Annotated in this window: 20 protein-coding genes; 6 read left to right on the top strand and 14 right to left on the bottom strand. The window is 62.9% G+C overall.

Annotated elements, in window-relative coordinates; translation table 11 throughout:
* Positions 1-8: 8 nt before the first annotated feature.
* Together alaS and recA are read right to left on the bottom strand one after the other, a co-directional pair.
* Positions 9-2,675, bottom strand: a complete 2,667-nt coding sequence (gene alaS / locus AC0L2U_RS22555; RefSeq protein WP_473602680.1) for an alanine--tRNA ligase — start codon at positions 2,673-2,675, stop codon at positions 9-11.
* 296 nt (positions 2,676-2,971) lie between these two features.
* Entirely contained in the window at positions 2,972-4,072 is a 1,101-nt protein-coding gene (gene recA / locus AC0L2U_RS22550; RefSeq protein WP_027036993.1) for a recombinase RecA, read from the bottom strand.
* A 277-nt stretch (positions 4,073-4,349) separates the two neighbouring features.
* Here recA and AC0L2U_RS22545 point away from each other — a divergent pair, with 277 nt between their 5' ends.
* Positions 4,350-5,294, top strand: coding sequence for a carbohydrate kinase family protein (locus AC0L2U_RS22545; protein WP_473602679.1), 945 nt, complete (start codon positions 4,350-4,352; stop codon positions 5,292-5,294).
* A 74-nt stretch (positions 5,295-5,368) separates the two neighbouring features.
* Complete coding sequence (locus tag AC0L2U_RS22540; protein WP_473602678.1) at positions 5,369-6,286, top strand: pseudouridine-5'-phosphate glycosidase; 918 nt, start codon at positions 5,369-5,371, stop codon at positions 6,284-6,286.
* A gap of 202 nt (positions 6,287-6,488) precedes the next feature.
* Here the strand turns inward: AC0L2U_RS22540 and AC0L2U_RS22535 are convergent, their stop codons facing one another.
* The gene (locus AC0L2U_RS22535) at positions 6,489-6,812 is read right to left on the bottom strand and encodes a TfoX/Sxy family protein (protein ID WP_473602677.1); all 324 of its coding nucleotides are present in this window, start codon (positions 6,810-6,812) and stop codon (positions 6,489-6,491) included.
* Between the two features lie 91 nt (positions 6,813-6,903).
* On the opposite strand from AC0L2U_RS22535, the gene AC0L2U_RS22530 reads away from it, so the two are divergent.
* Entirely contained in the window at positions 6,904-7,401 is a 498-nt protein-coding gene (locus tag AC0L2U_RS22530) for a GFA family protein (RefSeq protein WP_127381282.1), read from the top strand.
* A gap of 185 nt (positions 7,402-7,586) precedes the next feature.
* On the opposite strand, the gene sufA is transcribed toward AC0L2U_RS22530, so the two are convergent.
* From sufA to AC0L2U_RS22495, 7 genes are all read right to left on the bottom strand, one after another.
* Complete coding sequence (sufA, locus tag AC0L2U_RS22525; protein ID WP_127329621.1) at positions 7,587-7,964, bottom strand: Fe-S cluster assembly scaffold SufA; 378 nt, start codon at positions 7,962-7,964, stop codon at positions 7,587-7,589.
* A gap of 100 nt (positions 7,965-8,064) precedes the next feature.
* The gene (locus tag AC0L2U_RS22520) at positions 8,065-8,457 is read right to left on the bottom strand and encodes an SUF system Fe-S cluster assembly protein (RefSeq protein ID WP_013532157.1); all 393 of its coding nucleotides are present in this window, start codon (positions 8,455-8,457) and stop codon (positions 8,065-8,067) included.
* Positions 8,458-8,478: 21 nt separating this feature from the next.
* On the bottom strand, positions 8,479-9,723 hold the full coding sequence (locus tag AC0L2U_RS22515) for a cysteine desulfurase (RefSeq protein WP_473602676.1): 1,245 nt from the start codon (positions 9,721-9,723) through the stop codon (positions 8,479-8,481).
* A gap of 4 nt (positions 9,724-9,727) precedes the next feature.
* Positions 9,728-10,996 (bottom strand): Fe-S cluster assembly protein SufD, encoded by a 1,269-nt coding sequence (sufD, locus tag AC0L2U_RS22510; RefSeq protein WP_128289736.1) that lies wholly within the window; start codon positions 10,994-10,996, stop codon positions 9,728-9,730.
* 19 nt (positions 10,997-11,015) lie between these two features.
* Positions 11,016-11,771 carry a Fe-S cluster assembly ATPase SufC gene (gene sufC / locus AC0L2U_RS22505; protein ID WP_056562278.1) on the bottom strand — a complete coding sequence of 252 codons (756 nt, stop codon included), beginning with the start codon at positions 11,769-11,771 and terminating at the stop codon, positions 11,016-11,018.
* A gap of 27 nt (positions 11,772-11,798) precedes the next feature.
* Positions 11,799-13,316 (bottom strand): Fe-S cluster assembly protein SufB, encoded by a 1,518-nt coding sequence (sufB, locus tag AC0L2U_RS22500; RefSeq protein WP_473602675.1) that lies wholly within the window; start codon positions 13,314-13,316, stop codon positions 11,799-11,801.
* 187 nt (positions 13,317-13,503) lie between these two features.
* Entirely contained in the window at positions 13,504-14,667 is a 1,164-nt protein-coding gene (locus AC0L2U_RS22495; protein ID WP_127395583.1) for a cysteine desulfurase family protein, read from the bottom strand.
* Between the two features lie 236 nt (positions 14,668-14,903).
* On the opposite strand from AC0L2U_RS22495, the gene AC0L2U_RS22490 reads away from it, so the two are divergent.
* Both AC0L2U_RS22490 and AC0L2U_RS22485 read left to right on the top strand, forming a co-directional pair.
* Positions 14,904-15,578 carry an alpha/beta hydrolase gene (locus AC0L2U_RS22490; protein WP_023669128.1) on the top strand — a complete coding sequence of 225 codons (675 nt, stop codon included), beginning with the start codon at positions 14,904-14,906 and terminating at the stop codon, positions 15,576-15,578.
* A gap of 21 nt (positions 15,579-15,599) precedes the next feature.
* Positions 15,600-16,250 (top strand): FMN-binding negative transcriptional regulator, encoded by a 651-nt coding sequence (locus AC0L2U_RS22485; protein ID WP_127319484.1) that lies wholly within the window; start codon positions 15,600-15,602, stop codon positions 16,248-16,250.
* An 11-nt stretch (positions 16,251-16,261) separates the two neighbouring features.
* Here AC0L2U_RS22485 and AC0L2U_RS22480 read toward each other — a convergent pair whose 3' ends face one another.
* Positions 16,262-17,092: a phosphatase PAP2 family protein gene (locus AC0L2U_RS22480; RefSeq protein WP_473602674.1), complete on the bottom strand. Its 831-nt coding sequence runs from the start codon at positions 17,090-17,092 to the stop codon at positions 16,262-16,264.
* 45 nt (positions 17,093-17,137) lie between these two features.
* Positions 17,138-18,781 carry an ArnT family glycosyltransferase gene (locus AC0L2U_RS22475; protein WP_128289739.1) on the bottom strand — a complete coding sequence of 548 codons (1,644 nt, stop codon included), beginning with the start codon at positions 18,779-18,781 and terminating at the stop codon, positions 17,138-17,140.
* Between the two features lie 343 nt (positions 18,782-19,124).
* Here AC0L2U_RS22475 and tyrS point away from each other — a divergent pair, with 343 nt between their 5' ends.
* The gene (gene tyrS, locus AC0L2U_RS22470) at positions 19,125-20,378 is read left to right on the top strand and encodes a tyrosine--tRNA ligase (RefSeq protein WP_128289741.1); all 1,254 of its coding nucleotides are present in this window, start codon (positions 19,125-19,127) and stop codon (positions 20,376-20,378) included.
* A gap of 28 nt (positions 20,379-20,406) precedes the next feature.
* Here tyrS and AC0L2U_RS22465 read toward each other — a convergent pair whose 3' ends face one another.
* A complete protein-coding gene (locus AC0L2U_RS22465) occupies positions 20,407-20,766 on the bottom strand; it encodes a hypothetical protein (RefSeq protein ID WP_128289742.1) in 360 nt (119 codons plus the stop codon).
* Positions 20,767-20,900: 134 nt separating this feature from the next.
* Complete coding sequence (locus tag AC0L2U_RS22460; protein WP_473602673.1) at positions 20,901-24,281, bottom strand: hypothetical protein; 3,381 nt, start codon at positions 24,279-24,281, stop codon at positions 20,901-20,903.
* Between the last annotated feature and the right edge of the window lie 60 nt (positions 24,282-24,341).

Raw genomic sequence — 24,341 nt, 5'->3', positions numbered from 1 at the left:
CCACTGGCTCACGCCGCTTCGAGTGCCGCCCTCACCGCTGCAATCGCATCATCGGCCTTGGAAGCGTCGGGGCCACCGGCCTGGGCCATGTCGGGCCGCCCGCCGCCGCCCTGCCCGCCCAATGCGGCGGAGGCCACGCGGACAAGGTCGACGGCGCTGAAGCGGCCGACGAGGTCGTCGGTGACGGCCACCACGACGCTTGCCTTGTTGTCTTCGCCAGCGCCGACGAAGACGACGACGCCGGAGCCGAGCGAGCTCTTGCCGGCATCGGCCAGCGGCTTCAAATCCTTCGGCGAGACACCGGAGACCGTCTTGCCGAGGAAGCCGATACCGGCGACCGTCTCATTGGCGGCTGGAGCATCGGCTGACGATCCCCCGCCCAGCGCCAGCTTCTTGCGCGCCTCGGTCAGTTCCTTCTCAAGCTTCTTGCGCTCTTCGAGCAGCGTCTCGACGCGCGCCGGCACATCGGCCGGCGAAATCTTGAGCACGGCCGCCGTCGCCTTCAAACGCCGGTCCTGCTCGTCGAGATGTTTGCGCGCGGCTTCGCCGGTCAGCGCCTCGATGCGGCGCACGCCGGCCGCGACCGCGCTGTCCGACACGACACGCACCAGGCCGATATCGCCGGTCGCCCGGACATGCGTTCCGCCGCAGAGCTCGACCGAATAGGGCCGGTTGGCCTTGGCGCCGTGAACGCCGGTGCCCATCGACACGACGCGCACTTCGTCGCCGTATTTCTCGCCGAACAGCGCCATGGCGCCTTCGGCAATGGCATCGTCGACCGACATCAGGCGCGTGGACACCGGGCCGTTCTGGACGACGATCTCGTTGGCCATGCGCTCGACCTCTTCGAGATCCTCCGGTGAAATGGGCTTGTTGTGCGAGATGTCGAAGCGCAGGCGCTCGGGCGCGACCAGCGAGCCCTTCTGCGCGACATGGCTGCCCAGCACCTCGCGCAGCGCCTCATGGACCAGATGCGTCGCGGAATGGTTGGCGCGCAACCTGGAGCGGCGCGCATGGTCGACTTTGAGCTCGACGGCAACACCGGTCTTGACCGTGCCGCTGGCCACCTCGCCGATGTGGACGAATAGCCCATCGGCCTTCTTCTGCGTGTCGGAAACCTCGATCGAGAAGCCCTCGCCTGAAATAACGCCGGTGTCGCCCATCTGGCCGCCGGACTCGGCATAGAACGGGGTCTGGTTGACGACGATCGCCACCGCGTCACCCTTGCCGGCGCTGTCGACAGCCTTGCCGTCCCGGACAAGCGCCTGGATGATGCCTTCGGCAGCTTCAGTCTCATAGCCGAGGAACTCGGTGGCGCCCGCCTTCTCGCGCACGGAGAACCAGATGGTCTCGGTCGCCGCGTCGCCGGAGCCTGCCCAATGCTTTCGCGCCTCGGCCTTCTGCTGCTCCATCGCATTGGTGAAGCCTGCAAGATCGACCGAGATACTGCGCTGGCGCAGCGCGTCCTGCGTCAGATCAAGTGGGAAGCCGTAAGTGTCGTAGAGCTTGAAGGCCGTTTCGCCGTCCAGCATGTCGCCGGCATGCAGCGTCTCCGTCGCCTCGGAGAGCAGGCCGAGGCCGCGCACCAGCGTCTTTCGAAACCTGGTCTCCTCAAGCTTCAGCGTCTCGGTGATCAACTGTTCGCCGCGCAGCAATTCCGGATAGGCCTGGCCCATTTCGCGCACCAGCGCCGGCACCAGCTTCCACATCAGCGGTTCGTTGGCACCGAGCAACTGCGCATGACGCATGGCGCGGCGCATGATGCGGCGCAGGACATAGCCCCGGCCTTCGTTCGAAGGCAGCACGCCATCGGCGACCAGGAAGGAGGACGAGCGCAGATGATCGGCGATGACCCGGTAGGACGCGACCGTCTCCTTGTCGGGGCCCTGCCCGATCGCGGACGAGGCCGCGTCGATCAGGTGACGGAACAGATCGGTCTCGAAGACGCTTTCCACCCCTTGCAGGATGGATGCCATGCGCTCCAGGCCCATGCCGGTGTCGATCGAGGGGCGCGGCAGGTCGATGCGCTCCTCCTTCGTCACCTGTTCATACTGCATGAACACCAGGTTCCAGAATTCCAGGAAACGGTCGCCATCTTCCTCCGGGCTGCCGGGAGGGCCGCCCCAGATGTGTTCGCCGCGGTCGATGAAGATTTCAGAGCACGGCCCGCACGGTCCGGTGTCGCCCATCGCCCAGAAATTGTCCGAGGTCGCGATGCGAATGATGCGGTCGTCGGAAAAACCGGCGATCTTCTTCCAGAAGCCGGCCGCCTCGTCATCCGTGTGATAGACGGTGACCAGCAGCTTGTCCTTGTTCAGCCCGAACTCCCTGGTGATCAGGTTCCAGGCAAGCTCGATGGCGCGCTCCTTGAAATAGTCGCCGAAGGAGAAATTACCGAGCATCTCGAAGAAGGTCAGATGGCGCGCGGTGTAGCCGACATTGTCGAGATCGTTGTGCTTGCCGCCGGCGCGAACGCTCTTCTGGGCGGTCGCGGCGCGCGAATAGGGCCGCTTCTCCAGACCGGTGAAGACGTTCTTGAACTGCACCATGCCGGCGTTGGTGAACATCAGCGTCGGGTCGTTGCGCGGCACCAGTGGGCTCGACGCGACGATCTCGTGACCCTCCTTCCGGAAGTAGTCGAGAAATGTCGACCGGATTTCGTTCACGCCACTCATGATGCTGCCTTTTTGGAAAAGCCGCCGGCAAACCGGCGGAAATGGGCTCTGCGTTTTAGAAGATTAGGACTTGGCCTTTTAGCCGCCGCGCTTCACCCTGTCCAGCAACACGGAATTGGTCCAATCCACGGCCTTTGCCGGCCGTTCGACCCGGCCTGGTTCCGCCGCCGAAACGCAAAACCGCCGGCACTGGGCCGGCGGTTTCGAAACGCAATAACGCGGAACTCGATTACATAAGCCTGAGATAATAGAACGCGATTATGGCCGAACTCCGGCCGGCATCGCGCACGAAGCTGTTACATCGCGCCGGATTCTTCCTCGAAACCGTCATCATCGCCGCGCTCAGGGCCGCCATTCTCGAGGAATTTCTCGGCGATCAGCCCGGCATTCTGCCTGATCGACAACTCGATCTCGCGTGCCGTGTCGGGATTGTCACGCAGGAACAGCTTGGCATTTTCGCGGCCCTGGCCGAGACGCTGCGAGTTATAGGAAAACCAGGCGCCAGACTTCTCGACAATACCAGCCTTGACCCCGAGATCGACCAGTTCGCCGGTTTTGGAGACGCCCTCACCAAACATGATGTCGAATTCGACCACCTTGAAGGGCGGCGCCAGCTTGTTCTTGACCACCTTGACGCGGGTCTGGTTGCCGACAACCTCGTCGCGGTCCTTGATCGAGCCGATGCGGCGGATGTCGAGGCGCACCGAAGCGTAGAATTTCAGCGCATTGCCGCCGGTGGTGGTTTCAGGCGAGCCGAACATGACGCCGATCTTCATGCGGATCTGGTTGATGAAGATGACCATGGTGTTGGAGCGCGAAATCGACGCGGTCAGCTTGCGCAGCGCCTGGCTCATAAGGCGGGCCTGCAGGCCGGGCAGCGAATCGCCCATCTCACCTTCAATTTCGGCGCGTGGCGTCAGCGCCGCGACCGAATCGACCACCAGCACGTCGATGGCGCCGGAGCGCACCAGCGTGTCGCAGATTTCCAGCGCCTGCTCCCCAGTGTCGGGCTGCGAGATCAGAAGGTTTTCGAGATCGACGCCAAGCTTGCGGGCATAGACCGGGTCAAGCGCGTGCTCGGCATCGACGAAAGCGCAGATGCCGCCCTTCTTCTGGGCTTCGGCAACGGTGTGCAGGGCAAGCGTCGTCTTGCCCGAGCTTTCCGGCCCGTAGATCTCGATGATGCGGCCGCGCGGCAGGCCACCGACGCCAAGCGCGATGTCGAGGCCAAGCGAGCCGGTCGGCACCGTTTCAATCTCGACGACCTGATCGTTGGCGCCGAGCCGCATGATCGAGCCCTTGCCGAAAGCCCGCTCGATCTGCGACAGCGCCGCATCCAGAGCCTTTGATTTGTCCACTGCCTTGTCCTCTACCAGCCGCAAAGAATTCTGAGCCATGATACATCACCCCTTGGTCGTCAATGAAGGCCGGACAATCCGTAATCCCTGCCTATTTGTACCTTTTTTGTTCTCATTTGGCAAGAGGGGTCAAATAACTGAAAAACAAGCAATATCCGGATTTGTTCTTTTTTTGTCCAGGGATTCAATCAGGAATGCACCGCACGTTGGGCCAGACGGCTCGGTTGTTTCGACCTGCCGAATCGCCGCCTCGCATGCGAAGCTCCGTCGCACCTAGCGCTTGTGCGGCTGGAATAACAAAGGTCATATCGCCGGTATGCTGAAATCCGCGAAAATACTGGCCATAGGCGGCGCCCATATCGACCGGCGCGGCCAGGTGTCCGGCGCTTACGTGCCGGCTGCCTCCAATCCCGGCACGATGCGCGAGGATGTCGGCGGCGGCGTCTTCAACGCTTTGCGCAGCGCCGTGCGGCGCGGCGTCTCCGCGTCGCTCATGTCGGTTCGCGGCGGCGATGCCGCTGCCGATACCGTTTCGCGAGCCATCGCCGAGACAGGCATTACCGACCTGTCGGCGGTCTTCCTCGACCGCACGACGCCGAGTTACACGGCGCTGATCGACAGCGAGGGCGAGCTGATCGTCGGCTTCGCCGACATGGCGCTCTATGAGTTGGCCTTTCCCAAACAGATTCGCCGCTCCAGGGTGCGCGAAGCAATCGCGGCCGCCGATGCCGTGTTCTGCGACGCCAACCTGCCGACGGCGGCGCTGGAACGGCTGGTCGCGCTCGCCGCGGGCAAGCCGGTTTTCGCCATTGCCATCTCACCGGCCAAGGCGGTGCGGTTGATACCGGTGCTGAAGGAGCTCTCGCTCGTCTTCATGAACCGGCGCGAGGCCATGGTTCTGGCCGGCGTCGCCGCGAATGCCAGGGAGCGCGAGGTCGTCGACGGGTTGCGATGCAGCGGCCTCGTCAGTGGCGTGGTCACGGCAGGCGAGGCGCCCGTGCTGGGGTTCGATGAAACAGGCGCCTTTTCGATCATGCCGCCCAATCCCCGAAAGGTCGCTGACGTCACCGGGGCCGGTGATGCGCTGGCGGGCGCAACGGTCGCTGCCTTGCTGCGCGGACTGCCGCTACGGTCAGCACTGCGCGAAGGCATTGCCGGGGCGACGCTTGCCATCGAAAGCGCCAACGCCGTTCCGGAGTTCACCGCGGCTGATTTCACTGAAGCGTTGGCTCTTGTGCCGGATGCCAGGGAAGTGGCATGAGACCGGCGAATTCATAGTGCCGCGATGTGCCTTGTGTCCCGACGGACGCGCCGCATTCCGGATTGGAGACCCTGATGACCCCTGAGACCGCCCGCCCCTGCATCGACATCCACGCGCCGGTGGCGCAGGCCCTGGCTGCCGGCCGGCCGGTGGTGGCGCTGGAAAGCACCATCATCACCCATGGCATGCCCTACCCCGACAATGGCGCCATGGCGGCCGATGTCGAAAAGATCATCACCGATGGCGGCGCCGTGCCGGCGACGATCGCCGTGGTTGGCGGCCGCATCAAGATCGGGCTTTCGGACGGCGAGCGCGAATCGCTGGCGATGACGGGCGACGCCATGAAGCTGTCGCGCGCCGATTTCGGTTTTGCCGTGGCGCAAGGGCGCACCGGTGGCACCACGGTCGCCGCCACGATGATCGCGGCGCATATGGTCGGCATAAAAGTGTTCGCCACCGGCGGCATCGGCGGCGTGCACAAGGGCGCCGAAAAGAGTTTTGACATTTCCGCCGATCTCGACGAGTTGGCGCGCACCCCGGTCATTGTCGTCTCGGCCGGCGCCAAGGCCATCCTCGACATCGAAAAGACGCTGGAGGTGCTGGAGACGCGCGGCGTGCCGGTGGTCGGCCTTGGCTGCGAGACGATGCCGGCCTTCTGGTCCAGGCATTCGCCGTTCCGCGCGCCGCTGACCTTGCACGAGCCGGAAGAGATCGCGCATTTCTACCAGACGAGGGCAGCGCTGGGGCTCGCCGGCGGCATGCTGATTGCCAATCCTGTGCCGGAAAACCATGAAATCCCGGCTGAGGAGATGGCGGGCTATATCGAGGCCGCGCAGCAGGCCGCCGAGGCGCTCAACGTGACCGGCAAGGCGGTGACGCCGTTCCTGCTGGGAAAGATTCTCGAACTGACTGGCGGCAGGAGCCTGAAGACGAACATCGCGCTGGTCGAGAATAATGCGCGGCTGGCGGCGAGGATTGCCAAGGCGCTTTAGGGTCACGCAGCGAAGGTCCCCCTCACCCGGATTGCCGAGACCGAATTGCAAAGAGCAATTCGGGGCAATCCGACCTCTCCCCGAGGGGTCCCCGAGGGGGGAGAGGAGTTGGCCAGCGCCGGCGCAAACCTCTTCTCCCCAACGGGGAGAAGGTGGCCGCGAAGCGGCCGGATGAGGGGGCGGCCTCGCGCTGACGGGACAGCTACTTCCCCGCCCGACGCCCCGCCTCATACGCCCGCCGTGCCCAGATCGTCATCTCGTCGGGATCATCGAAAACGCTGTCTGGAACGCTCCAGTAGGGCATAGCGACCAGCTTGCCGTGGCGCGAGCCGGTATAGGTCCATTGCGTGCAGGCGGCGGCCTCGAACTCGGGCACGCTTTGCTCGTCGGCCTTCAACAGCAATTCGCCACGCAGCACGATGGCGACGATGACACCGTCGAAATAGATGCCCTTGCCGCCGAACAGTTTTCGGATGCTGACAGGGCCGAGGCCCTCGAACAGTTCGGCGATGCGTTCATTGTCCATGCCGCGATCATGTCACCGGCGTTTGGCCTTGTCATCGCCGCAACCAAAATCATGCTGACAGGTTGTGTGAGGTCGATCGGAGTTTCCCGCTATGCCCGTTCTGCTCAAAGGCTCCTGCCGCTGCAATGCCGTCCGTTTCGAGGTGGAGAGCCACACGCCGGCGCCATTCATGCTGTGCTACTGCTCGATCTGCCGCAAGCAGCAGGGCGGCGGGGGGTTTGCCATCAATCTCGGCGCCGACAACGAGACGCTGAACATAAGGGGTAAAAGGAGGCTCGGCGTTTACCGCGCCAGCATTGAGGACGATGAGCATCCGCATTGCGAAATCTCAACCGGCGAGCGCAATTTCTGCAAGAAATGCGGCTCAGCCCTTTGGCTCTACGACCCGACATGGCCGGAGCTGGTGCATCCCTTCGCCTCGGCGATCGACAGCGATTTACCCATTCCGCCAAGCAAGGTGCACCTCATGCTGAAATACAAGGCGAACTGGGTGGAGCCGGTGGTTGGCAAGCATGACAAGGTCTTCGACATCTATCCCGAGGAATCGATCGCCGACTGGCACAAGCGGACGGGCATGTGGGTGGAGTGAATTTCTTCGCGCCGTTTACGGGGAGGTGAGGAGTGATCCGCGCAGCGGACGAAAAGCCAATTGCTTGGCCTTCGAACGACGAACGCCGGCAGATGAGGAGCGGCGCTAACTTTGGAGAGGCCGGCGCTGCCTATCATCCGTCACTTCGTGACACCTTCTCCCCGTAAACGGGGCGAAGGAAAAACTCAGGAAGCGCGTGCCTCTGCCAGCGCCTTCAGGTCGGCCGGCTTCAGTTCGACGGATTCGCCGCAGCCGCAGGCCGAACTCTGGTTCGGATTGTGGAATGTGAAGCCGGTGCGCAGCGTCGTCTGCTCGAAATCCATCTCGGTGCCGAACAGGAAAAGTGCTGCTTCCGGTGCGACATAGACATGCGCGCCGTCGCGCTCGATATGGTCGTCCTTGGTGTTGGGCTCGGTCACCAGATCGACCGTATATTCCATGCCGGCGCAGCCGCCCTTCTTGATGCCGAGGCGGATGCCGTGCGCATTCTCACGGGTGGCGACAATCTCGCGCACCCGGTCGGCGGCCTTTTCGGTCATGGTGATGACGGCGAAGCGTCCCATTCTTTTTCCTTCCATTCCATGCAGGTTCAAGGCCTGCCGAATGATTCCTCACCTAAAATGGTGAAGTTTTATCCCTGGCGCAAGTATGCCAGGCTCGACGCTAGTACCAACCCACCGCCACCTGCGCCTCTTCCGACATGCGGTCGGCCGACCACGGCGGGTCGAAGGTCATGTTGACCTCGACGCCGGACACGCCTTCGACGGCGCCGACGGCATTTTCGACCCAGCCGGGCATTTCGCCGGCGACAGGGCAGCCCGGAGCGGTCAGCGTCATGTCGATCTTGACCGAGCGATTGTCCTCGATGTCGATCTTGTAGATCAGGCCGAGCTCGTAGATATCGGCCGGGATTTCCGGATCGTAGACCGTCTTCAGCGCCGAGACGATGTCGTCGGTCAGCCGCGCCAGCTCGTCGGCGGGGATGGCCGATCCCGAAACCAGCGCATTGGGCGCGGTTTCCGGAGTGGTCTCGGCAGCGATGCTTGCATCATCCATGGTCGTCACCCAAAAAACTCGTCATCCGAAGAATTTGCGCGCTTTTTCAAGCGCCTCGGCCAAAGCGTCGACTTCGGCCCTGGTATTATACATGCCGAACGATGCCCTGCATGTGGAGGTTACGCCGAACCGTTTCAACAGCGGCTGGGCGCAATGGGTGCCGGCGCGGACAGCAACGCCCTGCCTGTCTATCACCATCGACACGTCATGCGCATGAATGCCTTGCAGTTCGAACGAGATGATGGCGCCCTTGCCGGGCGCATCACCGAAGATGCGCAGCGAATTGATGGAGCGCAGCCGCTCATGCGCGTAGTTCTTGAGGTCTTCCTCATGGGCGGCAATGCGCTCGCGGCCGATCGTTTCCATATAGTCGAGCGCGGCACCCAGCCCGATCGCCTGGACGATCGGCGGCGTGCCGGCCTCGAAGCGGTGCGGCGGCTCGTTGTAGGTGACGATGTCTTCCGTCACCTCCTCGATCATCTCGCCGCCGCCCATGAAGGGCCGCATGCCAGCGAGAATGTCCTTCTTGCCGTAGAGCACGCCGATGCCCGACGGGCCATAAACCTTGTGCCCGGTGAAGACGAAAAAGTCGCAGTCGAGATCCTGCACATCGATCGGCATGTGGACAGCGCTCTGGCTGCCGTCGACCAGCACGGGAATTCCACGCGAATGCGCGATGCGCACGATCTCCTTGATCGGCGTCACAGTGCCAAGCGCGTTCGACATGTGGGTAATGGCGACCAGTTTGGTGCGCTCGGTCAGCCGCTTCTCGAATTCCTCGATGTGGAAAACGCCGAGATCGTCGACCGGCACCCAGACCAGTTTGGCGCCCTGCCGCTCGCGGATGAAATGCCACGGGACGATGTTGGAGTGGTGCTCCATGATCGACAGCACGATCTCGTCGCCCTCGCCGATGTTGGGCATGCCATAGCCATAGGCGACCGTGTTGATGGCCGAAGTCGTGTTCGAGGTGAAGATGATGTTGTCGGTGCTCGGCGCGTTTAGGAAGCGGCGCACCGTCTCTCGGGCCTTTTCGTAGGCGTCGGTCGCGGCGTTCGACAGAAAATGCAGGCCGCGGTGGACGTTGGCGTATTCCTGGGAATAGGCATGCTGGATTGTGTCCAGCACCGCCTGCGGCTTCTGTGCCGAGGCGCCATTGTCGAGATAGACCAGCGGCTTGCCATAGACTTCCCGCGACAGGATCGGGAAATCGCGGCGGATCGCTTCGACGTCGTAGAAATCTCCGATCTTGCCCGGTGCGTTCATCAGATCACCCGTGTGCCGCGAACCAGCCGTCGAGCCGCGCTTCCAGCGCTTCGACGATCGCCTCGTCGTCAAGTTCCTCGATCACCTCCGCGACGAAGGCCTTCACCAGCAACCCCCGTGCGCTTTTCTCGTCGACGCCACGCGCCATCAGGTAGAACAGATGGTTGTGGTCGATTTCGGTGACCGTCGCGCCGTGGCCGCAAATCACGTCGTCGGCGAAGATTTCAAGCTCGGGCTTGGTCGAGAACTCGCCATCGTCCGACAGCAACAGCGTGTTGCAGGCCATCTTGGCGTTGGTCTTCTGCGCATATTGATGGACGTTGATGCGGCCCTGGAACACACCGCGCGCCTTGCCCGTCACCACATTGCGGATGATCTCCGTCGAGGTCGTGTGCGGCACGGCATGGTCGAGAACCATGGTCACGTCGGTGTGGGTGTCGCCGGCCAGGAGGTTGATGCCGCGAAGCTTGAAATCGGCGCCTTCGCCAGTCGTCCTGACCATGATCTCCTGGCGCACGAGCTTGCCGCCGGCATTCATGACGAACAGCGTCAGTTTCGCATTCTTGCCGATATGGGCCTTGAACTGCGCCAGATGCGTCGCTGTTTCCGGCTGCTCCTGGACGATCAGCCACGTCACCTCGGCGCCCTCGTCGAGCACGATCTGGCTGACCGAGCTGCCCAAGGCAGCGCCATCACCCGTCTGGCGCTCGACGATAACGGCCTTGGCGCCGGCGCCGACACGAACGGCCAGGCGCACATGGGTCTGGCCGCCGGCCTGCAGGTTCTGCAGCTCGACCGGCTTTTCAAGTTCCACACCATCGGCGATGTCGACAAAATACCCGTCGGCGACAAAAGCCGTGTTCAGCGCGCCGATGGCGTCGTCGCTGCCATAGGGGTCGAGCCCAGCTGCTGCGCTGCCGTCGATCAGCTTTTCCGAAAGGCGCTGGAAAGAGACGCCTTCAAGAACCGGCACTTTGGCGTCGGACTTGCCGTTCAGGATCGACACCACGGTGGAACCGTCGACGATCGGCGCAATGGCTTTGGCCATGGCGGCTGGGTCGAAGTCCGGCACGGTATTCAGCAACCGGCGCAGGTCGGTGTAATGCCAGGATTCGACACGCCGCGTCGGCAGGCCGTGCTTGATCGTCTCGATGGCGTCGTCGCGCTTCAGCATCACCGCGCCGTCGCCGGGCAGCAGCGACAGCCGGTCGCCGAACGCGTCGATCAACGCTGTCTCGGCCGGTGTCCGCTGCGGTTGTGTGTGCATGTTCATCGGTATTACCTCTGGCATCTCACGCGGCTTCGCCGATCACGCCGGCATAGCCATTGGCTTCCAGGTCAAGCGCCAGCGACTTGTCGCCGGACTTGATGACCTGGCCCTTGTAGAGAACGTGCACGCTATCGGGCACGATGTGCTCAAGCAGGCGCTGGTAGTGGGTGATGACCAGGAACGCCCGGTCCGGCGCGCGCAGCGCGTTGACGCCGTCGGACACGATCTTCAGCGCATCGATATCGAGGCCGGAATCGGTCTCGTCGAGCACGCACAGTTTCGGCTCCAGCAGCTTCATCTGCAGGATCTCTGCCCGCTTCTTCTCGCCACCGGAGAAGCCGACATTGAGCGGCCGCTTGAGCATCGCCATGTCCATGCTGAGCGAGGCGGCGGCTTCCTTCACGCGCTTCAAAAATTCCGGGATCTTCAGCGGCTCCTCGCCACGCGCCTTGCGCTGCTCGTTCATCGCCACCTTCAGGAATTCCATGGTCGCGACGCCCGGTATCTCCATCGGATACTGGAAGGCGAGGAAAATGCCTGACGTGGCGCGCTCGGCCGGATCCATTTCGAGGATCGACTGGCCGTTGTAGAGGATGTCGCCTTCGGTCACCTCATAGTCCTCGCGACCGGCGAGGATGTAGGACAGCGTCGATTTTCCCGAGCCGTTCGGCCCCATGATCGCGGCGACCTCGCCGGCTTTCACCGTCAGGTTCAGGCCGCGGATGATTTCGGTGCCATCGTCGACGATGCGGGCGTGCAGGTTTCTGATTTCAAGCATTTTTTTGTTTCCTGAATATATATCCGGTCAGCCGACCGAGCCCTCAAGGCTAATCCCGATCAGCTTCTGCGCCTCGACCGCGAACTCCATCGGCAGTTGCTGGATGACGTCCTTGACGAAGCCGTTGACGATCAGCGCGATCGCTTCCTCTTCAGGGATACCGCGCTGCATGACATAGAATTTCTGGTCCTCGGAAATCTTCGACGTCGTCGCTTCGTGCTCGAACTGCGCCGTCGAGTTCTTGGCTTCCATGTAGGGCACGGTGTGCGCGCCGCACTGGTCGCCGATCAGCAGACTGTCGCAGTTGGTGAAGTTGCGGGCGTTGGTCGCCTTGCGGTGCGCCGAGACCTGGCCGCGATAGGTGTTCTGCGAGAAGCCGGCCGCGATGCCCTTGGAGATGATGCGGCTCGACGTGTTCTTGCCGAGATGGATCATCTTGGTGCCGCTGTCGACCTGCTGGTAGCCGTTCGACACGGCGATCGAATAGAACTCACCTTGGGAATCGTCACCGCGCAGGATGCAGCTCGGATATTTCCAGGTGATGGCCGAACCGGTTTCGACCTGCGTCCATGAAATCTTGGAGCGGTCGCCACGGCAGTCGCCGCGCTTGGTGACGAAATTGTAGATGCCGCCCTTGCCCTCGGCGTCGCCGGGGTACCAGTTCTGCACCGTCGAATATTTGATCTCGGCATCGTCGAGCGCCACCAGTTCGACGACGGCGGCATGCAACTGGTTCTCGTCGCGCTGCGGCGCCGTGCAGCCCTCGAGATAGGAGACGTAAGCCCCCTCCTCGGCGATGATCAGCGTGCGCTCGAACTGGCCGGTGTTCTTCTCGTTCATGCGGAAATAGGTCGACAGCTCCATCGGGCAGCGCACGCCCTTGGGCACGAAGACGAACGAGCCGTCGGTGAACACAGCCGAATTCAGCGTGGCGTAGTAATTGTCGGAGGTCGGCACGACCGAACCAAGATATTTCTTCACCAGCTCCGGATGCTCGCGGATGGCTTCCGAGATCGAGCAGAAGATGACGCCGGCCTGCGCCAGTTCCTTCTTGAAGGTGGTGACGACGGAGACGGAATCGAACACGGCGTCGACAGCGACGCGGCCCGATTTGTAGACGTTATCGCTGACTTCCTCGAGCTCCGAGGCGTCGGTCTTCTGCACGCCGGCAAGGATTTCCTGCTCCCGCAGCGGAATGCCAAGCTTTTCGTAGACTTTCAACAGTTCGGGATCGACATCGCTGAGCGAGGTCGGGCCGGGCGTGCTCTTGGGCGCCGCGTAGAAATAGATGTCCTGGAAATCGATCTTCGGATAGTGGACGCGCGCCCAGGTCGGCTCGTCAAGCGTCAGCCAGCGGCGATACGCTTCCAGACGCCATTCCAGCATCCAGGACGGTTCGTCCTTCTTGTCCGAAATGAAACGGATGATGTCTTCGCTGAGGCCCTTGGGGGCCTTGTCCATCGCGATTTCGGTCTGGAATCCGTATTTGTATTGGTCGACGTCGATCTTTCGGACCCGATCGATCGTGTCCTGCACAGCAGGCATATGCGTTCTCCATCCACGCCGGGGTCAAGGCCCGACAGTTTTCAAACTATGGCACCGCCAAAAACGAACCCCGAAGAGGTGCTCGCGGCAGCGTAAGTTTAATATAGTGCGCTTCGACCGGGAATTCACCCGGCCAGCATGAAACGCACGGCTCTACCAGGCCGAAAGGCCCAAATTCGTCCAACCGCTACGCGGCCCGTTCTCTATCCGCCCTACGTGCGGTAATTCCCGCCAGTGCGACGCGAAACAGCTCGATGTCTTCCGCGCCGGTCGCCGGTCCGATCGACACCCGCAAGGCGCCGAGACTGTCGCCGTACCCCATGGCTTTCAGCACATGGCTCGGTCCGACCTTGCCAGACGAACAGGCAGAGCCGGCCGACAGCGCTACACCGGCCAGATCGAAGGCGATCTGCGCGGTTTCGGCTTTGACGCCCGCAATAGCGAAGAATGCCGTATTGGCAAGCCTTGGCGCACCGGTTCCGAAGATTTCCGCGTCCGGCACCAGCGATTTGACGATGGCCTCGATCTCGTCGCGGCGCTGGCGCACCGCATCCATGGCCGGCAATCCGGCCAGGGCCTCGCGGGCGGCCGCGCCAAAACCGGCAATGGCAGCGAGGTTTTCGGTGCCGCCGCGATGGCCCTTCTCCTGGCCGCCGCCATTGATCAACGGCTTCGGCATCATCAGGTCAGAGGCGGCGACGATGGCGCCGACGCCCTTGGGACCACCGATCTTGTGCGACGACAGAATCAGATAATCGGCGTAACCCGCTGATAGATCGATGGAAACACGCCCAGCGGCCTGCACGGCGTCGACTGTAAGGATACCGCCCGCCGCCTTGACGATCCCGGCGATGCGATCGATCGGCTGGATGACGCCGGTTTCGTTGTTGGCGGCGTGGATGGCGACCAGCGGCAGGCCTTCGCTCTTGTCGTGACCGCCGAGCGCCGACGCCAAGGCGCCGAGGTCGGCGATGCCGTTGGCGTCGACGCCGATCCGCGTCACCTGCGCTGCGGGGAACCGTCCGCCGTTCAACAGGCAGGGATGATCGGCCTCCGACACGTAAAGCCGGCTCATACGCACCGTGCCGCGCCCCATCTGCCAGTCGGGTGACAGCAGCGTCGAGGCTGCTTCCGTGGCACCGGAGGTGAACACGACATGCTCCGCTTTGGCGTTGACTAGCGCCGCCACGTCACGCCTGGCGGTCTCGATCAGGCGGCGGGCCGCGCGCCCCTCGGCGTGAACCGATGACGGATTGGCCGCGACGTCAAGGGCCGCAACCATAGCCTCGCGGGCCACGGCAAGCAGCGGCGCACTGGCATTGTAGTCGAGATAGGCGCGTATTCCGGCCATTTTCGTCCGTCAAATCCCGTCAGAAGCCATTCCGCTGTCGTATGGCGTTATTTCCTTGAAATTCCAAGGCGAGCCGTCCTATTTACGCGGCTTGCGGCGCGGGTGGCCGGGCTCGATGTCTTGCCACTCAGTTTTGAACAATTCTAAACTAGCTTCTAAGAAGACGCTCGCCCTGCGTCAAGGCCAGAGGAAACGTTCCAGGCACCGCGCGTTCGTATTACCAAGTGGAGTATTTTATGCCTGAGGTCATTTTCACCGGTCCTGCCGGCCGCCTGGAGGGTCGCTATCAGCCTTCCAAGGAAAAGAGCGCGCCGATTGCCATCGTCCTGCACCCGCACCCGCAATTCGGCGGCACGATGAACAACAAGATCGTCTACGACCTCTTCTACATGTTCCAGAAGCGGGATTTCACCACGCTTCGCTTCAATTTCCGCGGCATCGGCCGCAGTCAGGGCGAATTCGACCATGGCACCGGCGAGCTGTCGGACGCCGCCGCCGCTTTGGACTGGGTGCAGTCGCTGCATCCCGATTCCAAGAGCTGCTGGGTCGCCGGCTACTCCTTCGGCTCCTGGATCGGCATGCAGCTTCTGATGCGCCGGCCGGAGATCGAAGGCTTCATTTCGATCGCGCCGCAGCCCAACACCTATGATTTCTCGTTCCTGGCGCCCTGCCCGTCATCGGGCCTGATCATCCATGGCGATGCCGACAAGGTGGCGCCGCCGAAGGATGTGCAGGGTCTGGTCGACAAGCTGCACACGCAGAAGGGCATCACCATCACGCAAAAGACCTTGCCCGGCGCCAACCATTTCTTCGCCAACGATGCCGACCTGCTGCTCGAGGAATGCGCCGACTATCTCGACCGCCGGCTGGCCGGCGAATTGTCGGATCCGCGTCCGAAGCGGCTGAGATAAACAAGGCAAGAACGGACGGCGATGTACGAACCTCCTCATTTCAGGGAAACGCGGCCGGAAATCCTGCACGGGCTGATCCGGACGCATCCGCTGGGCCTGTTGGTTTCCAACGGGCCCGATGGGCCGGTCGCCAACGCTGTCCCGTTCCTGCTCGACGCGGAAATCGGGCCTAACGGCAGGCTGCGCGCCCATCTGGCGCGGGCCAACCCGCAATGGCGCCTGTTGGCCGACAACCCGGCATCCCCCGTGCTGATCGTCTTCCAGGGCAGCGATGCCTATGTGACGCCGTCCTGGTACGAGACCAAGCGCGAGACCGGCAAGGTGGTGCCGACGTGGAATTACGCCATCGTGCAGGTTCGCGGCACCGTCAAGGTGATGGATGATCAGGACTGGCTGGCGCAGCAGATCGCCGATCTGACCGTCTCCCAGGAAGGCGCCCGCGCCGCACCCTGGGCGGTGACCGATGCGCCGGAGCCCTTCATCCAGTCGCAGATCAAGGGCATTATCGGGCTGGAAATCGAGATCAGCGAAATCCACGGCAAGTGGAAGGTCAGCCAGAACCGGCCGGTCGCCGATCGCGTCGGCGTTGCACAGGGGCTGGAAAGCGAAGACCACCAGTCGCCCGGCATGGCCGGCCTGGTCAGATCCTATGGCGGACTGGACGGCAACTGAACTTCGAATGCTCAGGCAGCCTTCCTTGTCGGTCCGATCAGCCGAAACGTTCTCTTGCGGACCGGCAGTCCCGACGGCATCGGCCGGAAAATGAAGCCGAGCCGGGCAAAGACCAGCCCGCAGGCGAGCGCGAAGCCGCAGCCAAGGCCGAAGCCGGCGACGGTGTCGCTGGGATAGTGCGCGCCAACGAAGATACGGGTCGAGGCGATGCAGGCGGTGGTCGCCAGGGCGATGTACCAGCGCCGCGGAAACAACAGCAAAGCGACCCCGAACACCGCGCCCATCGTCGTACCATGGCCGGACGGAAAGCCGGCGAAGCGCGCATCGAAAGCGAAGGGGTGCAGGGTCAGCACGCCAAAGTCCTCGTAATAGAGGGGGCGAGCCCGGCCAATGGCATATTTCAGCACATTGACGGCGATCCCCGACAGGCCGGTGGCGCACAGCACCAGAAAAGCCAGGCAGGTCCAGTTGTAGAGCAGCATCAGCGAGCGCCGGGAGAGGCTTCGCCAATCCGTCAGGTTCGCGGCGACAAGCAGAAGCACTGAGGGAATGAGATACCAGCCACCCAGGCCGAACTGGGTGAAAAAGTCGGCAGTCCGGGCAAATCCCGCCGACCACTTGCCGTGAAGCATTCCGGCCGGGGTGTCGAGACGAACAAACGCTGCCGCCGTCAGCAAAACCCAGACCAGCACCCAGACCGACCACAAAACGTTCGGGTATCTGGCCGGGCGGGTGGCAAGGCGGCTTTTGGCGATCTGCATCGTATCGCGAAAATTGTCGAGCGACCGGCGCCCTATCCCAAGGAGCAGGCTCGAAACGGGCGGGCGTGATTTCACCAGCATAGGAAATTCGATCCCATTGTCGCCGTCATGGGCATCGGCGAGCCGTCACTGGGTTACACGATAGAGGCCGAGCGACAGCTTGTCTCCCGACGAATAGTTGAGGCCGTCGACCTCGGCAACGCGGTTCGCCGACTTGCCTTGCGCCGCTAGCAACCCATTCAGTTTCTGCTCGTCGCCGACCTGCGCCAGAGCCAGCGCGCAGGCAGGATCGCCGAGCAGATGCTTGGCGACGCCATCGACATCGGTCAGGACGGTCTTGGTGCCGACCAGGAACACCAGGCTCGGCTCGTGATATTCCGCCGAAGCGAGCACCGTGGTGGCGCAAGGCCTGTTGGCCTGGAACGCCGCCTCGATCGCCGGGCTCAGCCAGATCGATTTCAGCGAAGGCGCGATGACGCCGAACAACAACCCATAGGTGATGCCCGCGCAGACGGCGATGGCGCCGATGCGCAAGAGCGGCACTTGCAGTTGTCGGGAAAAAGCGAAATATCCTGCTGCCAGCGCCGCCGCGGCGGCCGGGATGCTCCACCAGGAGAAGGCGCCGGTGAGATAGATCGGCGCTCCGACGCAGACCGCCGCCAGGCCAAGGCTGACCACGGCAAGACCGAATGCGGTCGACCACCACAACCAATCCTGCCAGCGCCTGAGCGGCGCATTCGCCTCCTGCGGCGGCAAGGTCAACAGCCAGCCGATCAGCAGCGCCATGCCGGGATAGGCCGGCAGGACATAGTGCGGCAGCTTGGTCGGGATCAGCTCGAAAACCAGCCAGAACGGAATGTACCAGGCGAGGCAGAAACGCAGCCGGGGATCGTCGCGCAGACGGTTGAGGGCCTGCAGCCCGGCGCCGACCGCGATCAGACCGAACGGCCACATGAACAAGGAATAGGTCAGCATGTAGAAGCCCGGCGGCAGGCCGTGCGATTCCTCGCCCGAGGCGACCTTGGCCATCATGTCCTTGCCGACGGCATCGCTGAGGAAGGCGCCGCCGCTCTTCCAGGTGATGAGGGCGACCCAGGGCAGCACGATGAGCAGCACCAGGGCGACACCGCGCACAAGCTTCAGCTTCAGGAGCCAGCGCCAGTCGCGCTCGAAGGCAAACAGGGCGGCGACCGTCAGCACCGACAGGAGCGGAGCCACCGGCCCCTTGATAAGGATTCCAAGGCCTTGAGCGGCCCAGAAAATCCACGGCAGATGGGCGGCGACCGGTTCGTTGCGGCGCGATGCCAGATAGATCTGGGCGAGCGCGCCTTGCGCCGCCACGCAGCAGGCCAGCAGCATGGCGTCGGTCTTGGCGTCACGGCCCTCGAAGGCGGTGGCGAAGATAGCCGCCATTATCAGGCCGGCGGCGAGACCGGCATTGGCCCCGAACAGCTTGGTGCCTGTCCAGGCAATGCCGACTACGGCCAGGGCAATGCCGAGCATGGAGACTAGGCGGTAGACCCAGATCGGCGCCGCCGCCCCCTCGCCGCTCAGCGCCACGGCCGCCGATTGCAGCCAATAGATGCCGATCGGCTTCTTGTAGCGCGAGGCATCCTGAAAACGGATGTCGACATAGTCGGAGGTTTCGACCATCTGCTTGGTGGCCTGGACAAAACGGGATTCGTCCCGGTCGACGGGTGGAAGGCTCGCCAGTCCGCTGAACGTCATCAGCACGCTGAACAGAAAGAGAAAAAGATAGTTCCTGTTCATCGCGGAGCTTCCGGATCTGATCTGCGGGATGGCCCCGTCGCGGCGCCTCAGGCCCTGCCCTGCGCGGCGCCTCAATACGCCAGCCCAAACGACGAAGCAAGGATTCGCAATGCCATCCGCGCGGGCACCAAAACAGGAAACCACTTTTGCTGATCGCTGGACCTTTGTCTGGCGCACGATCAGTCGCAAAACCGGAAACCACTTTTGCTGATCGCTGGACCTTTGTCGACGCGCGATCAGGCGCAAAACCGGAAACCACTTTTGCTGATCGCGCTTGGATGCTAAACGCCCGCGTTCATGCACACCCGAGCCACGCTGGCCGGGCGCTTTCGGGAAAGAAAAAATGCCTGCCTTCAAATCGGATTTCCTGCGCACGATGAGCGAGCGCGGTTTCATCCACCAGACTTCGGATGATGCCGGTCTCGACAATATCTTCGCCAAGGAAACGGTGACGGCCTATATCGGCTTCGACGCCACCGCCAAAAGCCTGCACGCCGGCTCGCTGATCCAGATCATGATGCTGCACTGGCTGCAGCAGACCGGTCATCGGCCGATCGCGCTGATGGGCGGCGGCACCTCGATGATCGGCGACCCCTCTTTCAAGGACGAGGCGCGCAAGCTTTTGACCCCGCAGGACATCGAAGACAATCTAGCCGGCATCCGCCGCAACTTCACGCCCTACCTCAAATTCGGAAGCGGTCCGAACGACGCCATCATGGTCAACAACGCCGACTGGCTGATGGAGATCAACTACGTCAATTTCCTGCGCGATGTCGGCCGTCACTTTTCCGTCAACCGCATGCTGGCGTTCGATTCCGTCAAGCTGCGGCTCGATCGCGAGCAGTCGCTGTCGTTCCTCGAATTCAACTACATGATCCTGCAAGCCTATGATTTCGTCGAGCTCTACAAGCGTCTCGGCTGCCGCCTGCAGATGGGCGGCTCCGACCAGTGGGGCAACATCATCAACGGCATCGATCTCGGCCGCCGCATGGAGGACGCGCAACTCTATGCGCTGACCACGCCGCTGCTCACCACGTCGTCTGGCGCCAAGATGGGCAAGTCCGCCTCGGGCGCGGTCTGGCTCGATGCGGAGATGCTGAGCCCCTACGAATTCTGGCAGTATTGGCGCAACACCGAGGATGCCGACGTCGCGCGCTTCCTCAAGCTCTACACGACGCTGCCGCTGGACGAGGTGGCGCGGCTCGGGCGGCTCGGCGGATCCGAGATCAATGAGGCCAAGAAGATCCTCGCCACCGAGATCACCGCCCTGCTGCACGGCCGTGCAGCAGCCGAGCAAGCCGGCGATACGGCGCGCAAGACGTTCGAGGAAGGTGCGCTCGCGGAATCGCTGCCGACCGTCGAAGTCGACAAAACGGCGCTTGAAACCGGCGTCGGCATTCTGTCGCTGCTGGTCACCGCCGGACTGGCGGCATCGAACGGCGAAGCGCGGCGCCATGTGCAGGGCGGTGCCGTGCGCCTGAACGACGAGCCGGTGAGCGACGAGCGCCGCCTGGTGACCCCTCGGGATTTGAGTCCGGAAAACGTCGTAAAGCTTTCTCTGGGAAAGAAAAAACATATTCTGGTACGGCCGGTTTGAGCAGAACTCGATCCATGCCGGCCGCCTGCTAGGCGTACGGTTTGATTTTCCCACAAGAATCTATCCAGACGTAAAAAGGATCATTTTGGAAAGATTCTTTGCCCGTCGGGGTCAGGAAACGCAGCTTGAAATTCACGGTGACAATTTTTGCTGCATAGCCTGACACTACGGTCCACCAATCCGGCGGGAAGAGAGGCTCACGCGGTCCGTCAAAGCGACCAATGCGACAGCAGTTTGGGTTATTCTGCATAAAATCAGAAGCGTCTTTGTAGTTGACGATTGTGACATTGGAAAAATCGGTAGACTTGTCTGCATACCTCAGAAGAGACCTTCCTCTCTCCTGAGTAAGTTCGACAAGCTTTGGAATATCCGCAACGGCAGCCGCCAAGAGCTCCTCTTCCGACAGGAACCTGCGCTGCGCAAAGCAGAAATTGGACGCGTTGAGTGACCGCCGGCGATGACCAAGAGTGCGGCACCAGCACCCAATGCAATCAATTTCCTGGCGACCATGATCCGCGCCACTCACCGATACTCAAAAATCGACCTGAATATTCCGGGCGCGATCACCGACAGCGGATTGATGTCCAGCAGCGGCTTGTTGGCATTGCCTTTGAGCCGGTAGGTGACGCCGATCAGGCCACGGTCGCGGCCATTGCCGAGCAGCGCGCCAACGATGGGCAATTCGCCGAAGATGCGATTGAGGCCATAGACCGGCATGAACGTGCCGGTCATGTCCATGTTGTTGTTCTGATCGTAGAGCATGCCCTGGAACGTCGTGCCGATGCGCGGTCCGCGCAGCACGCCATTGGCCAGTTTCAGATAGCCGCTGCCCTTGTCGATCTCGGCGTAACCGCGTTCGAACTTCACCCGCGACGTATCCAGCTTGCCTTTGACCGCCTGATTGAGGCTGCGGTTGTCGCCGGCCGGCGTGGTCGAGACGATGGAGGCGAGTTTCGGTTCGTTGACGACGAAAAAGTTGCTGGTGTCGACCTTGCCCTTGAGCGATCCGTCGCTCGGCCCGGCCAGTGCGAGCGTGATCACGCCGCCTTCCATATGTTCGTAGATGTTGAGGAATCTCAGAATGGCGCCGGCGTCCGCAGACTGCATGTTGAGCGCGCGCCGGCCGGCGCCGGCGGTGTTGCTGATTGATATGGCCGCACCCGAACTTGCCGTGGCGCTGACCTTCAACCCGTTCACCCGCGAGCCGGCCGCGCTGTAGTCAAGCTTCAGATTGGACAATTGCTCGTCGTGGAAACCGGTCAGCCGGTCGACATCGGCGCTAACGGAAATGGCATCGGAACCGGTGGTCTTGGTAGCCGTGTCGACGTCCGAAGTGAACTGCTTGATGAGCGAGCGGGCATCGAGCGCGTTGCCCGATATGTCGACCGCATAGCCCTTGCCGGACCGCTTCACCGACACGGCAACGTCGTCGCCCCTGTTCAAGGTAACCTTGCTGAACCGCGCCGACGACAAGGCGCCATTGACCAGCACGATGCTGCCGTCGACGGAGAACGTCTTTCCGTCGAGGTCGAAATCGGACAGCGTCGTGGTGTCGCCGGACTTGGTCATGACGAAGGTGACATTGGCAGGAACCCCTGCCCCCTTGCTCCAGCCGGCCCAGGGAATGTCCAGCTTGGCGTTGGTCAGGTCGGCCGAGACGTTCTGGTCGCCGCTACCGTTCTTGTCGATCGCCACCTTCACCGTTCCGGCAAGCAGCGGCTTCAGGCCGGGCATGGCGGCGGCGCGGATCTTGTCGTCAAGCACCAGAGCCACCTTGCGGCTGCGCGCCGGCCCGTCATCCCTGAGCGGCTCGACCAGATCGAGTTCGGCCGGAACGCCGTTCAGCAATGCCTTGGCGGAGATCACCGCCTTCTCCGGATCGACCGTGATCGAACCGTCGGCATCCGTCACGATCTGGCCCTCGAAAGGCTTGGCCAAGGACATGCCGCTGTAGTCGAGCGACACCAGCCAATCGAGCTTCGAGGAGTCGACACCGGACTGCAGCGGAATATCCGCCTTGACGTGGCCGGTGACGCTGCCCGACAGGTCTTCCGGCAGGATGCCGACATGGCGCATGGCGTTGATCGGCTCGTAGGATGCGAGTTCGGCGACGGCCGACGCTTCGCCGTCGACGTCGATATCGAGCGCGCCGACGACCGGCGGGCGGTTGGCCGCCTTGACCGTCAGCGTGCCGTTGCTGGCCGCCACGGTGCGGCCGCTAGGCATGTAGACGGTGCCCGAGGACAGGGAGATATCGACATCGTTGCCGTGGAAACCGACGACGCCGACCGCGTCGCGTATCGGCGGGATGCGGCCGGCGGTGTCGAAGCGCGATCCCTCGATCTGGAAGCGGCCGAACACCTCATCGGCCGAAAGCGGCACGCCGTTGCCCAGGCGGCCCGGCACCACCTGGAACTGAAGGTTGGCGTCGACGACACGGCCGCCGAACAGATTGGCCAGCACCCAGAGCCGGGCATTGCGCGCCGAAAACCACGGCCACAGCTGCTTGACGTGAGAGACCTGCATGTCGTGGATGTTGAACGCCAGATTGATCCCCGGCACTTTGCCGTCGACGAACGCCACGGCGGCGGTGCCAAGCATCTCGCCGGAGCCGGCGGACCGAAGCGCGATCTGCTCGGCGACCAATTTGTGGCTCACCGTATTGTAGACCCCGGCAATCCGGGCGAGGAAGGTGAGCGCCGGCTCGGGCGACTCCGAAGGCGCAAGCGACGACCCGTCGCTGGTCAGGTCGTACCGATAGGAGGGTTCTTCACCCACCGCTCCGCTTGCCGGCTTCGGCCCGATCGAACCGGCGAAATCGAATGTCGAGCGGCCAGTCTTCAGCAGCAATCTGTCGACCTGGATCTTGTTGCTGCCCGCAACCAGCGTCGCATTGATATCGACGTCCGCCGGCAGCAGTCCTCGCGTGCCGAGATCGAGGACAGAACCCGTCGACGACAAAGCGGCCGTCAGCCGCGATGCGTTCGCGCCGAACCCTTCCGATCCCGTCAGCTTCAGCGCGACGGTTCCCAGCTTGCCGGCAGCGGCCGCCATGTCGCCGGTATCGGCCAGATCGACGCTCGCATCCAGTGCCGTGACGCGGTGCGCCGCGATATCGCGGGAGGCGGAAGCGGCAACGGTAGCCGTCCTGCCGTCAATGTCCGCCGTGGACGAGAACTGCATGCCGCCCGGGCCCGACTGCACGACGGTGGCGTCGGTGATCTTGACGAGCTTGATCGCTCCGGTTTCGGGCAGCACGAATTCGACGTTGCGAAGATCGATCCGGCGCAGCGAATCCTCCCGCACGGCATCGAGTGCGTGGTTGATGTTTCCGAACACCGCGGCCGACAGCTTCTCCGGATCGATGAGCCCGTCCGCATTGCGCAGGCCGGCGGTCCAGTTGCCGCCTGACGGCATCGCCGCCACGACGATGCGGGCATCCGAGATCCTGGCGCTGGTCAGCCGCACATCTCCCCACAGCAGCGGGAACAGACGCACGCCGAAGCGCACGCGGCCGGCATCGGCCATCGGCTTGCCATCTGATGTCTTCAAGCTGACGTCGCTGACCTGAAGCGCGATGAAACTCGAACCGTCGAGCGTGATGCGGGCAGGCCCGACCGCGACATTGACATCGACGCCCGCCAGTTTCTCGAGCGCCGTTTCCGCCTCGGTGCGAAGCCGGTCGGATCCGATGCCGGAGGCGCCAATCAGATAAACGAGCACGGCGGCCAGCAGCACGAAAGCGACCAGACCGGCGAACAGTCGCGACAGGATGCGAAAACCGCGTCCGATCGAAGCCTGACCGAGCGGCGGCACACGGCAGGCGGACGGAAAGGTCCCCAGGTCGGTGATCTCATCACGCCTGAACCGGATCTTCTCGTGCTGCGGTCGCTCCTGATCCACGCAATTTTCCGTTGTACGAACTCGATCGTGGACGAATCCCCGTCCGACACTATATCGGTG

This window comes from Mesorhizobium sp. WSM4808 (assembly GCF_055811675.1).
The sequence above is the reverse complement of the archived record's forward strand: the minus strand, read 5'-3'. Positions and strand labels throughout refer to the sequence as shown.